Source organism: Streptomyces sp. ATLC9 (assembly GCF_057196705.1).
Genome location: NZ_JBXUOY010000040.1, coordinates 16,503 through 28,513 on the forward strand (window position 1 = coordinate 16,503; position 12,011 = coordinate 28,513).

The window sequence follows — 12,011 nt, forward strand, 5'->3', positions numbered from 1 at the left end:
CACCGGGCTCCGGTCCCGTACCGCCGGCCGCCCTCGCGGTCGTCTTCTCGCCCTCGCGTGCCACGGGCGGCCGGCGGTACGGGAGACTCCCGCCCCCGGGACGGGAGCGGGGGCGGGGCTCAGTCGAACTTCGGGTCCTCCGTGCGGGTCCGCTTCAGCTCGAAGAAGCCCGGGGTGGAGGCCACCATCAGCGTGCCGTCCCACAGCCTGGCCGCGGCCTCGCCCTTGGGCGCCGGGGTGACGACCGGGCCGAAGAAGGCGGTCCGCTTCCCGTCCGGACCCGGTACGGCGATCACCGGGGTGCCGACCTCCTGGCCGACCAGGCCGATGCCCTCCTCGTGCGAGGCGCGCAGCCGCTCGTCGTGGACGTCCGTGTGCGCCGCGTCCGCCAGTTCCTCGGACAGGCCGGCCTCCTTCAGGGCGTCCACGATCGTGGCGCGCTCGTTGGGCAGGCCCTGGTTGTGGAAGCGGGTGCCCAGGGCGGTGTAGAGCGGGCCGAGCACCTGGGGACCGTGCTTCTGCTCGGCGGCGGTCAGCACGCGCACCGGGCCCCAGCCGGCCTCCATCAGATCGACGTACTGCCGCGGAAGCTCCTCCAGCCGGTTCTCGTTGAGCACCGACAGGCTCATCACGTGCCAGCGCACCTCGACCGGGCGCACCTTCTCCACCTCGAGCATCCAGCGGGAGGTCATCCAGGCCCACGGGCAGATGGGGTCGAACCAGAAGTCGGCCGGGGTCCTGCTCGCGGTCTCGGACGTCTCGGACATGCGGGTCTCCTCGTCGTACGGATCGTGCGGGTCTTCTCTTCCCGCGGGCGGCACGCCGAGGACGGCGGGCGGCCCGGGTGGGCCGCCCGGCGTGCCTGGTGGAAACGCCCGGGGGCCGCGCGGTGATTCCCGGCACGGCTCCCCGCCGCCCTGCCGGACGGCCTTCCGACCGGCCGGTCGGCCGGCTGCGCGCGGCCGCATGAAATCCTGGCCCTTCGTTGTCGAGACGCGAGACGAGGGAGTCACGCCGTGCCCGGTGAGAATCTGACCCGTGACGAGGCCCGGGAGCGCGCCCGGCTGCTGACCGTGGACGGGTACGACATCGCGCTCGATCTGCTCTCCGCGGTCGGGCCCCACCCCGGGGACGGCCCGCGCACCTTCCGCTCCACCACCACCGTCCGCTTCCGCTGCGCCGAGCCGGGCGCCTCGACCTTCGCCGACCTGCTGGCCCCGGCGGTCGCCTCGGTGACGCTCAACGGCCGCGAGCTGAACGTGGAGGAGGTGTTCGACGGCACGCGCGTCGCGCTGGACTCCCTGGAGGCCGAGAACACCCTGACCGTGGACGCCTGGTGCGCGTACAGCCGCACCGGCGAGGGGATGCACCACTTCGTCGACCCGGAGGACGGCGAGACCTACCTCTACACCCAGTACGAGCCGGCCGACGCCCGCCGGGTGTTCGCGAACTTCGAGCAGCCCGACCTGAAGGCTCCCTTCTCCTTCACCGTCACCGCCCCCGCGCGGTGGACGGTGCTGAGCAACGGCGCGCGCACCGGCGAGCCGGAGCCGGCCGGGGAGGGCGCGGCCGTCTGGCGCTTCGGGGCGACCAGGCCGATCTCGACGTACATCACCACCGTCGTGGCCGGCCCCTACCACCACGTCACCGACGTCTACCGGCGCGAGCTGCCCGGCGGCGGCGAGCTGGTGGTCCCGCTGGGCGCGCTGTGCCGCAGGGGGCTGGCCCGCCACTTCGACGCCGACGAGATCTTCACCGTCACCAAGCAGGGCCTGGACTTCTTCCACGACCACTTCGACTACCCGTACCCGTTCGGCAAGTACGACCAGGCGTTCGTGCCCGAGTACAACCTCGGCGCGATGGAGAACCCGGGCTGTGTGACCTTCCGCGAGGAGTTCGTCTTCCGCGGCAGGGTGACCGACGCCTCCTTCGAGGGGCGGGCCAACGTCATCCTGCACGAGATGGCGCACATGTGGTTCGGCGACCTGGTCACCATGGAGTGGTGGGACGACCTGTGGCTCAAGGAGTCCTTCGCCGACTTCATGGGTTCGTTCTCGATGGTGGAGGCCACCCGCTTCACCGACGGCTGGATCACCTTCGCCAACCGCCGCAAGTCCTGGGCGTACCGCGCCGACCAGCTGCCCTCCACCCATCCGGTCACCGCCGACATCCGTGATCTGGAGGACGCCAAGCTCAACTTCGACGGCATCACCTACGCCAAGGGCGCCTCCGTCCTCAAGCAGCTCGTGGCGTATGTGGGGCGCGAAGCCTTCCTGGAGGGCGCGCGGCGGTACTTCAAGCGCCACGAGTGGGGCAACACGCGTCTGGAGCACCTGCTGTCGGTGCTGGAGGAGACCTCCGGGCGAGACATGGGCGAGTGGGCGCGGGCCTGGCTGCAGACCGCCGGGGTCAACTCCCTCAGCCCGCAGGTGACGTACGACTCCGCGGGCCGGATCACCGAGCTGGCGGTCGTCCAGGAGGCGGCCGACCGCCACCCGGTGCTGCGCCCGCACCGGGTGGCGGTCGGCCTGTACCGGCGGCGGGGTGTGGGGGGAGCGCTGGAGCGCTACGCCCGCGCGGAGGCGGACGTCACCGGCGTGCGTACGGTCGTGGAGGAGCTGGCGGGCGCCGAGCGCCCCGAACTGATCCTCGTCAACGACGACGACCTGACGTACTGCAAGGTCCGCTTCGACGAGACCTCCCTGGACACCCTCCGCTCCCACCTGGGCTCGGTCACCGACGACCTGGCCCGCGCGCTGTGCTGGTCGGCCCTGTGGAACCTCACGCGCGACGCGCTGATGCCCGCCCGCGACTTCCTCGACCTGGTGCTGCGCTTCGGCGGCCGGGAGTCCGACATCGGCGTGGTGCAGATGCTGCACGCCTGGTCGCGCGCCGCCCTGGTGCACTACGTCACGCCCGAGTGGCGCGAGGAGGGCGCGCGCCTGCTGGCCCGCGGCGCGCTGCGGCATCTGCGGCAGGCCGAGCCGGGCGGCGACCACCAGCTCGCGTGGGCGCGGTTCTTCGCCGCCGTCGCGCACGAGGAGCACGACCTGCGGATGCTGGAGACGCTGCTGGAGGGGACGGGCCGGATCGACGGGCTGGAGGTCGACCAGGAGCTGCGCTGGGCCTTCCTGGAGGCGCTGGCCTCCTGCGGGCTGGCCGACGAGGGGCGGCTGGCGGCCGAACTGGCCCGCGACGACACCGCGTCCGGCAGGCGGCACCAGGTGCGCTGTCTGGCCGCGCGGCCGTCGGCCGAGGTCAAGGCGCGGGCGTGGACGGACGTGGTGGACTCCGACCACCTGTCCAACGCGCTGGTGGAGGCGACCATCTCGGGCCTCGACCAGCCGGGGCAGCGGGAGCTGCTGGCCCCGTACGCGCCCCGGTACTTCGAGGCGATCGAGCGGGTGTGGGCCGAGCGTTCCATCGAGATCGGTATGTCCGTCGTCCGCGGTCTGTTCCCCGCGCTCCAGGACAACCGGACCGTGCTGGAGCGGACGGACGCCTGGCTGGCCGCGCACGAGGACGCCGCTCCCGCGCTGCGCCGGCTGGTGCTGGAGGCGCGCGACGACGTGGCGCGGGCGCTGCGGGCGCAGCGCTGCGACGCGGTCGCCCATGCGACGGGGAGCTGATCGGCACTCGAACGCCCGTACTTTAGGGCGGGTGTGTCCGCATTCGTCGACAGGCCCGTAACAGAGGTTGGCGGGCGGAACGCGGGTGGGAATCGCCGGGACATGAGCGACAACACCCCTGTGTCCTCCCGCCCCGCCCGCCGCCTGTCGCACGTACGCCACCGGGTGGTGACGGCCCGTACGCTGCGCGAGAACGGCGTGTCGGCCGCTGCCGCCGACGAGCGCTGCCGGCCGGGCGGCCCCTGGCGGATGCCGCTGCCGGGCGTCTACCTGCTGCACCCCGGTCCGCCGACCGGTGAGGAGCGGCTGCACGCGGTGCTGCTGTACGCGGTGGGGCCGGAACGCCCACCGGGGCCGGCCGCCCGCGCCCCGCACCCCGTACGCGGGGCGCGGGCGGTGATCACCGGGCCCGCCGCGCTCGCCCTGCACGGTTTCTCCTCCACACCCCCGTTGTCCGCGCTGGAGCACATCGACGTACTGGTGCCGCACACCCGGCGGCTGCGTCCGGCCGGCTGCGCCCGCGTGGTGCGCACCCGCTCCCTGCCCGCGGCCGAGGAGGTCACCGGCCTGCCCGTGGCCCCCGTTCCCCGCGCCCTGGCCGACACCGCCGCCCGGACCGGCGACGCGGCGGCGGTGTGCCGGATGCTGACCGAGGCGGTGCGCGACGGCCACTGCGAGGCGCGGGCCGTCGTCCGCGAACTGGCCCGGGCACGGCTGCTGGGCCGCCCGCACCTGGCGGACGCCGTGGACGCGCTGCTGGCCGAGAGCCGGTCGGTGGCCGAGAGTCTGCTGTACGGGCTGGTCCGCGCCCACGGCCTGCCCGAGCCCTGCTGGAACGTCGACCTCCGGCTGCCCGGAGGTCTCCACCTCGGCGGGGTGGACGCCTACTGGCCGGGGCAGGCCGTGGCCGTCGAGATCGACCTCCGCGACGGGCTGGATGCGTGGGGCGGCGCGGGCGCGGAGAGCGGCGTGCGCCCGCCGGTGTACGCCCGCAAGCGCGAGCGGCTGCGGGGTCGGGGCGTCACGGTCGTCCACGTCACCGCGGCCGCGCTCCGCGACCGTCCCGCACAGCAGGCCGCCGTGGTCCGCACCGCCCTGGTGACCGCGCCTGAGCGCGGGCCCGTCCCGGGCGTGGAGGTCCTGCCGCGGTGAATCCCGGCCCCCGGGCGCCGGAAGCCTCCCGCCCCTCCTCCAGGGCGCCCCGCCCGCCTGAGGAGCACCGGCGGGGCACCGGCCCCGGGAGGGACAGGCGGCCCCCCGCGCGTGCGGGCGGGGCCCCCACCTCCTTGCCGTACGCCCCGGGGGGACGTACGGAGCGTCAGGCGGCCGCCGCGTCCGCCGCCCGCGCCTTCAGCGCGCGCTCGACCCCCGCGCGCGACTCGGTCACCAGACGTCGCAGGGCCGCGCTGGGCCCGGCCGACTCCAGCCAGGCGTCCGTGGCCCGCAGCGTCTCCTCGGACACCTGCAGGGTCGGGTAGAGGCCGACCGCGATCTGCTGGGCCATCTCGTGGCTGCGCGACTCCCACACGTCCTTGAGCACGTCGAAGTACTTCGCGGTGTACGGGGCGAGCAGCTCGCGCTGGTCGGTCTGGACGAAACCGCCGATGACCGACTCCTGCATGGCGTTGGGCAGCTTGTCGGACTCCACGACCGAGGCCCACGCCTCGGCCTTGGCCTCCTGCGTCGGCCGGGCCGCCCGCGCCGCCGCCGCGTGCCGCTCGCCGGCCGAGGTGCGGTCGCGCTCCAGCTCGGCCTCGATGGCGGCCTCGTCCGCGCGCCCGGTGGCCGCGAGGCGGTGGAGCAGTGACCAGCGCAGCTCGGTGTCCACCGTCAGGCCCTCGATCTCCTGGCTGCCGTCCAGCAGTCCGGCCACCAGGCCGAGCTGCTCGTCGGTGCGGGCGGTGGCGGCCAGCGCCCGTGCCCAGGCGAGCTGGTGGTCGCCGCCGGGAGCGGCCGTGCGCAGCCGCTCCAGCGCGGCCTCGGACCAGCGCAGCAGCCCGGTCTCGCGCCAGCTCGGTGCGGCGTACAGGTCCAGTGCCAGCTTGACCTGCCGCTGGAGGGACTGGACGACGCCGATGTCGGACTCCTTGCCGATGCCGGAGAGCACCAGCTCCAGATAGTCGCGGGCGGCCATCTCACCGTCGCGGGTCATGTCCCAGGCCGAGGCCCAGCACAGGGCGCGCGGCAGCGACTCGGCGAAGTCGCCCAGGTGGCCGGTGACGGTGGCCAGGGACGCCTCGTCGAGCCGGACCTTGGCGTAGGACAGGTCGTCGTCGTTGAGCAGGACCACCGCCGGGCGGCGGGTGCCGGCCAGTTCGGGCACCTCGGTGCGCTCGCCGTCCACGTCCAGCTCGATCCGGCCGGTGCGCACCAGCTTCCCGTCCTCCAGCTCGTAGGAGCCGACGGCGATGCGGTGCGGGCGCAGCAGCGGCTCGCCCTTGGCGCCCGCCGGCAGGGCCGGGGCCTCCTGGCGCACGGCGAAGGAGGTGATGACGCCGTCTTCGCCCACCTCGATCTCCGGGCGCAGGACGTTGATGCCGGCCGTCTCCAGCCACGCCTTCGACCAGGTCTTCAGATCCCGGCCGGAGGTCTCCTCCAGGGCGGTGAGCAGGTCGGTCAGACGGGTGTTGCCCCAGGCGTGCCGCTTGAAGTAGGTCTGCACGCCGCGGAAGAAGGCGTCCTTACCGACGTAGGCCACCAGCTGCTTGAGGACGGAGGCGCCCTTGGCGTAGGTGATGCCGTCGAAGTTGACCAGGACGTCGTCCAGGTCGCGGATCTCGGCCATGATCGGGTGCGTGGAGGGGAGCTGGTCCTGGCGGTAGGCCCAGGTCTTCATGGAGTTGGCGAAGGTCGTCCACGCGTGCGGCCAGCGGCTGCCGGGGGCGGCGGCCTGGCAGGCAATGGAGGTGTAGGTGGCGAACGACTCGTTCAGCCACAGGTCGTTCCACCACTCCATGGTGACCAGGTCGCCGAACCACATGTGCGCTAGTTCGTGCAGGATCGTCTCGGCGCGCACCTCGTAGGCGGCGTCCGTCACCTTGGAGCGGAAGACGTACTGGTCGCGGATGGTGACGGCGCCCGCGTTCTCCATCGCGCCCGCGTTGAACTCGGGGACGAAGAGCTGGTCGTACTTGGCGAAGGGGTAGGGGTGGTCGAACTTCTCCTCGAACCAGTCGAAGCCCTGGCGGGTGACCTCGAAGATCGCGTCCGCGTCCAGGTGCTCGGCCAGCGAGGGGCGGCAGTAGACGCCCAGCGGGACGCTGCGGCCCTTCCCGTCCTCCCAGCCGCTGTGCACCGAGTGGTACGGGCCGGCGATCAGCGCGGTGATGTAGGTGGAGATGCGCGGGGTCGGCTCGAAGCGCCAGACGTTCCCGGCCTGCTCCCCGTCCTTCGGGGTGGGCGAGTTGGAGATCACCGTCCAGCCCTCGGGGGCGGTGACGGTGAAGGCGAAGGACGCCTTCAGGTCGGGCTGCTCGAAGCAGGCGAAGACCCGGCGGGCGTCGGGCACCTCGAACTGCGTGTAGAGGTAGGCCTGGTCGTCGACGGGATCGACGAAGCGGTGCAGGCCCTCGCCGGTGTTGGTGTAGGAGCAGTCGGCCACGACGCGCAGCTCGTTGCGTCCGGCGGCCAGGCCGGGCAGGGCGATGCGCGAGTCGGCGAAGGCCTCGGCGGGGTCGAGGGACTCGCCGTTGAGAACGATCTCGTGCACGGCGGGGGCCACCAGGTCGATGAAGCTCTCCCGGGCCTCGCGCGCCTCGAACCTCACCGTGGTGGCCGAGCGGAAGGTTCCCCCCTCCTGCGCGCCGGAGAGGTCGAGCTCGATCTCGTAGGAGTCCACCTCGAGCAGACGGGCCCGCTCCCGCGCCTCTTCGCGCGTGAGGTTCGTACCAGGCACCTGCGTCATCTCCTTCGTACGTCCGGGTTCTCGGGTTTCCGGCCATCCTCGCACGCCCGCCCGCGGGAAGGTGATGGCCTTTCCCCGCCGGCACCTGCGGCGATTCACCGTGGCGGCGGGGCGCCCGGGCTCGTCCCGTTCGACACGGGGGCGAGGAAGGCGCTGGAACTCACCTTCCGCGAGGCGCTGCGGCCGGGCCACAACTGCGTCGGCACCGAGCACGTCCTGCCGGCGCTGCTGGAGTCGGAGGACGGCGACGGCCGCGTTCGCGGCCGCGCGGGGCGGCTCGCAGCCCGGGGAACGAGCCGAGGGCCCGGGGCGGGGTGTCCGGAAGGTGAACTCCCGGCCTCCCCGGTGAACGCGCGGTCGGCGGGACACGGCGGACGCGGCCCCGGGTGATCCATGAGCCCTGTTCGGCGTCGTACGTTCGCACGCCGTTGGAGCGCGGGTCACCGCGGCTGCCGACGATCCCCGATGGGTGGGGAACACTCCGCCCCAAGGCGCCGCGTTCGCATCCGGGGAGAGACGCCCATGTCCCGCAGCAGCCAGCCAGCCCACCGCACCACGCCCCACCGCGCCCTCGACCGCCGCGCCCTGCTCGCCGCCGCCGGAGCCGCCGCGGTCGCCACCGGTGCGGGAGTGGCCCTCGGCGGGGGCGGGGGACCGGCCGACGCCGCGGCGCCCACCGCGGCCCCGCCCTCCCCGTCCCCTTCGCCCTCCGCCCCGGCCGCCCCCTCCCCCGCCGGGACCACGCTGGAGGGCACCGCCGCGCCGCGCGGTACGGGCGGCTACCGGCGGCTGGGCGCGGGACGCGGCTGGGCGCGGGTCGTACGGGAGGACCTGGCCGCCGCGGGCGGGGCGCGCGAGGACCGGCGCACCGCACTGGCCTGTTTCGTCCACCTCACCGACACCCATGTCACGGACGTGCAGCATCCGTTGCGTTTCGAGTACATGCGCTCCGGGAAGCTCGGCGCCTGGCGCCCGCAGGAGGCACTGTCGGTGCACGGCCTGGTCTCGATGGTCGAGCGGATCAACTCGCTGCGCGGCGGCCCGGCCACCGGCGCGCCGCTCGGCTTCGCGATCACCACCGGGGACAACACCGACAACAACTGCCGTGCCGAGACCGAGTGGTTCCTCACCGCGATGAGCGGCGGCCGCATCACCCCCAACACCGGCGACCCACTGCGCTACGAGGGCGTGCAGAACTCCGGGCTGCCCCTGTACTGGCACCCGGAGGGCGGGGTGGAGGACACCGACCGGGCGCGGTACGGCTTCCCCCGCCTCGACGGCTTCCTCGACGCCGCGGTCCGGCGGCTCACCAGCCCCGGCCTGGCCATCCCCTGGTACTCCACCGTCGGCAACCACGACGACCTCCACGGCGGCCACTTCGCGGGCGGCGCGCACTTCACCGACCTGGCCACCGGGGAGCGCAAACTCTACGAGCTGCCCGAGGCGGAGGCCGCCGCGCTCCACAGATCGGTGCGAGGGGGCCGCGACACCCGGGGCGCCGCGCTGAGGGAACTGCTGCGCGCCCACTCCCGGAGGATGCGCGCCGTCACCCCCGACCCCTCCCGCGCGCCCCTCACCACCCGGGAGTACGCCGCGGCGCACCTGGACCCGGCGTACGCCGGTCCCGGTCCGGCCGGCCACGGCTACACCCGGGCCGCTCTGGAGGAGGGGCGGCTGTACTACTCCTTCCGCGTCGCCGACGGCGTGCTCGGCGTCAGCCTGGACACCACCAACCCGGACGGCGACTACCGAGGCCACATCGGATCCGCCCAACTGCGCTGGCTGGAACGTGAGTTGACCCGCCACGGCGACGACCTCGTGCTGGTCTTCAGCCACCACTACAGCGAGTCCGTCACCGTCGGCGGCGCGGAGCTGACCGCGCTGCTGGGGCGGCACGCCAATGTGGCCGCCTGGATCAACGGGCACAGCCACCGCAACCGGATCGTGCCGCGCGGCCACTACTGGGAGATCACCACCGCCTCGCACGTGGACCACCCGCAGCTGGCCCGCGTCGTCGAGCTGACGGACAACGGCGACGGCACCCTGTCCCTCTTCACCACCTGCGTCGAGTCCGCGGCCCCCTACGCCGCCGACCCCGGCGACCTCTCCCCCGCCGGGCTGGCCTCGCTCTACCGCGAGCTGGCCTTCAACGCCCCGGGGCGCAGCACGTCCCTGACCGGCGGGGCGGGCGACCGCAACACGGAACTGCTGCTGCGGCGGCGCTGAGGGGGCGGCGGGGAGCGCGGCGGCGGTACGGCCGGGTCAGCCTCTCCGGCGCTCCGGCCCGGGCTCCCGCTCCGGCCCGGGCTCCGGCGGCCTCCAGGGGCGGGCGCAGGCCAGGAAGCCGGGACGGCGCGCGGTGGGCGGCAGCGGCCCGAGCATCCTGCCGCCGGGCAGCCGGATCCCGGTGGTCAGCAGCGCCGCCAGGGTCCGTGTCAGCGTCGTCCCGCAGCCGCGCCACGGGTCGTCACCGCGCCGGGCGGCCCCGGCGTCGAACACGACGACCGGCCACCGGTCGGGGCCGCCGGACGCCCCGGTGTCCCAGAGCAGCCTGACGCCCTCCCGCGTATCGCCCCAGGCGAGCAGCCCGCCGGGATCGGGGTGGAACGGCGGCGGCTCCCTGCGCAGGGCCCGGCGGGAGGAGATGCGGCACTCCCGGTGGGTCTCCCACAACCAGTCCCCGTACTCGTAACCGCCCTCCCGCTCGCACGGCGTGTGCAGCCACAGCCGTCCGCCGATCTCCAGTGGCCCGAGGGCGGAGACCATCGCCCTGTAGTCGGCCGGCAGCCTCAGCCCCAGTCGGTTCCCGACCGCGTCCCAGTCGACGGGGACGGGCTCGGGCGCGGCGGTACGGCCGGAGTCCGTCGACGGCGGGAGCGTGAGCCGTGCGATGAGCGAGGACAGGTCCATGGCGAGGCATGTTCGCATGTCACGCCGACAGCCGCGCGACCCGGGTGCGGCGGTGGGCCGGAGCACGCGGCGACCTCGGCGAACGCGCCGCCGAACGCGGTGGTGCACGGGTATTGACGGCCTGACCGAAGGGCCCTTAGCGTCCCTGAACCAAGCATCCGGAAATTTTCCGGAAACTTTGAAAAGGCCGACCGAAAATGGGAGCCCTCCAATGAGACCCGTTCGCATCGCCACCGCCGCGCTCACCGCGGCCGCACTGTCCCTGCCCCTGGTGGTGACCTCGGCCACGGCCGCACCGCCCGCCGACCGGGAGGCCGCACCGCACTCCAACGCCAAGTTCGACCGGCTGCGCGAGGCCGCTCCCAAGGGGTTCTACGTGGGTACCGCCGTGGCGGGCGGCGGCCACCACCTCGAGCAGGACTACCCGGACCCGTTCACCCACGACCGGAAGTACCGGAAGATCCTGGGTCAGCAGTTCAACTCGGTCTCCCCCGAGAACCAGATGAAGTGGGAGTTCCTCCGCCCCGACCGGGACACCTACGACTTCGAGGCGGCCGACGCCATCGTCGGGTTCGCCGAGCGCCACCGGCAGGTCGTGCGCGGCCACACGCTGCTGTGGCACAGCCAGAACCCCGAGTGGCTGGAGCAGGGCGACTTCTCCGAGGAGGAGCTGCGCGAGATCCTGCGCGAGCACATCACCACCGTCGTCGGCCGCTACAAGGGCAGGATCCAGCAGTGGGACGTGGCCAACGAGATCTTCGACGACCAGGGCGACCTGCGCACCCGGGACAACATCTGGATCCGTGAGCTCGGGCCCGGGATCATCGCCGACGCCTTCCGCTGGGCCCATGAGGCCGACCCGGAGGCGAAGCTGTTCTTCAACGACTACAACGTGGAGAGCGACAACGCCAAGAGCGACGCCTACCACGAGCTCAGCCAGGAACTGCTCGCGCAGGGCGTGCCCCTGCACGGCTTCTCCGTCCAGGGGCACCTGAGCATGCGCTACGGCTTCCCGGGCGACCTCCGGCAGAACCTGCAGCGGTTCGACGACCTCGGCCTGGAGACGGCCGTCACCGAGCTGGACGTCCGCATGGACCTGCCCGAGAGCGGCGAGCCCACCCCCGCGCAGCAGAAGCAGCAGGCCGACTGGTACCAGCGGGTGCTGGAGGCGTGCCTGGCGGTCGAGGAGTGCAACTCCTTCACCATCTGGGGCTTCACCGACAAGTACTCCTGGGTGCCGGTGTTCTTCGAGGGCGAGGGCTCGGCGACGGTCATGACCGAGGACTTCAAGCGCAAGCCCGCCTTCCACGCCCTGAGGTCCTCCCTGAAGGAGGCCACGTGGGGGCGGTGGAAGGAGGACCGGGGCTGGAGGCGCCGCTGAGCACGTCCGTCCGCCGCCGCCGGCCGTCCGCGGCGAGTGGACGAGGAGCCCCCGCCGGGCCCGCCCCCCCCCCCCCCCCCGCGGGGGGCGGCCCGGGTGCCGGCCCGGCTCTCTCAGCCGAGTCCGCCGGCCGCCCAACACGCCGGTCCCGTCACGGGACTGCGCCCAGCCCATCGATGAGGAGGCC

Annotated in this window: 7 protein-coding genes; 4 read left to right on the forward strand and 3 right to left on the reverse strand. The window is 73.6% G+C overall.

Annotated elements, in window-relative coordinates:
* Window positions 1-119 precede the first annotated feature (119 nt).
* The gene (locus AC2CJA_RS07110; protein WP_484601804.1) at window positions 120-767 is read right to left on the reverse strand and encodes a mycothiol-dependent nitroreductase Rv2466c family protein; all 648 of its coding nucleotides are present in this window, start codon (window positions 765-767) and stop codon (window positions 120-122) included.
* Between the two features lie 249 nt (window positions 768-1,016).
* Between AC2CJA_RS07110 and pepN (AC2CJA_RS07115) the strand changes: the two genes are divergently transcribed.
* Together pepN (AC2CJA_RS07115) and AC2CJA_RS07120 are read left to right on the forward strand one after the other, a co-directional pair.
* Entirely contained in the window at window positions 1,017-3,629 is a 2,613-nt protein-coding gene (gene pepN / locus AC2CJA_RS07115; RefSeq protein ID WP_484601805.1) for an aminopeptidase N, read from the forward strand.
* Between the two features lie 102 nt (window positions 3,630-3,731).
* The gene (locus AC2CJA_RS07120; RefSeq protein ID WP_484601806.1) at window positions 3,732-4,781 is read left to right on the forward strand and encodes a hypothetical protein; all 1,050 of its coding nucleotides are present in this window, start codon (window positions 3,732-3,734) and stop codon (window positions 4,779-4,781) included.
* A gap of 166 nt (window positions 4,782-4,947) precedes the next feature.
* Here the strand turns inward: AC2CJA_RS07120 and pepN (AC2CJA_RS07125) are convergent, their stop codons facing one another.
* Window positions 4,948-7,524: an aminopeptidase N gene (pepN, locus tag AC2CJA_RS07125; RefSeq protein ID WP_484601807.1), complete on the reverse strand. Its 2,577-nt coding sequence runs from the start codon at window positions 7,522-7,524 to the stop codon at window positions 4,948-4,950.
* A 531-nt stretch (window positions 7,525-8,055) separates the two neighbouring features.
* Here pepN (AC2CJA_RS07125) and AC2CJA_RS07130 point away from each other — a divergent pair.
* Window positions 8,056-9,759, forward strand: coding sequence for a TIGR03767 family metallophosphoesterase (locus tag AC2CJA_RS07130; protein ID WP_484601808.1), 1,704 nt, complete (start codon window positions 8,056-8,058; stop codon window positions 9,757-9,759).
* A 36-nt stretch (window positions 9,760-9,795) separates the two neighbouring features.
* Here the strand turns inward: AC2CJA_RS07130 and AC2CJA_RS07135 are convergent, their stop codons facing one another.
* Window positions 9,796-10,443, reverse strand: coding sequence for a hypothetical protein (locus AC2CJA_RS07135; protein WP_484601809.1), 648 nt, complete (start codon window positions 10,441-10,443; stop codon window positions 9,796-9,798).
* Between the two features lie 211 nt (window positions 10,444-10,654).
* On the opposite strand from AC2CJA_RS07135, the gene AC2CJA_RS07140 reads away from it, so the two are divergent.
* On the forward strand, window positions 10,655-11,824 hold the full coding sequence (locus tag AC2CJA_RS07140; RefSeq protein ID WP_484601810.1) for an endo-1,4-beta-xylanase: 1,170 nt from the start codon (window positions 10,655-10,657) through the stop codon (window positions 11,822-11,824).
* Window positions 11,825-12,011: the final 187 nt, after the last annotated feature.

What these genes read in the sequence shown, in the direction of transcription:
- AC2CJA_RS07110 (WP_484601804.1), bottom strand. Translation starts at nt 767, where the DNA reads ATGTCCGAGACGTCCGAGACCGCGAGCAGGACCCCGGCCGACTTCTGG.
- AC2CJA_RS07120 (WP_484601806.1), top strand. Translation starts at nt 3,732, where the DNA reads ATGAGCGACAACACCCCTGTGTCCTCCCGCCCCGCCCGCCGCCTGTCG.
- AC2CJA_RS07130 (WP_484601808.1), top strand. Translation starts at nt 8,056, where the DNA reads ATGTCCCGCAGCAGCCAGCCAGCCCACCGCACCACGCCCCACCGCGCC.
- AC2CJA_RS07135 (WP_484601809.1), bottom strand. Translation starts at nt 10,443, where the DNA reads ATGGACCTGTCCTCGCTCATCGCACGGCTCACGCTCCCGCCGTCGACG.
- AC2CJA_RS07140 (WP_484601810.1), top strand. Translation starts at nt 10,655, where the DNA reads ATGAGACCCGTTCGCATCGCCACCGCCGCGCTCACCGCGGCCGCACTG.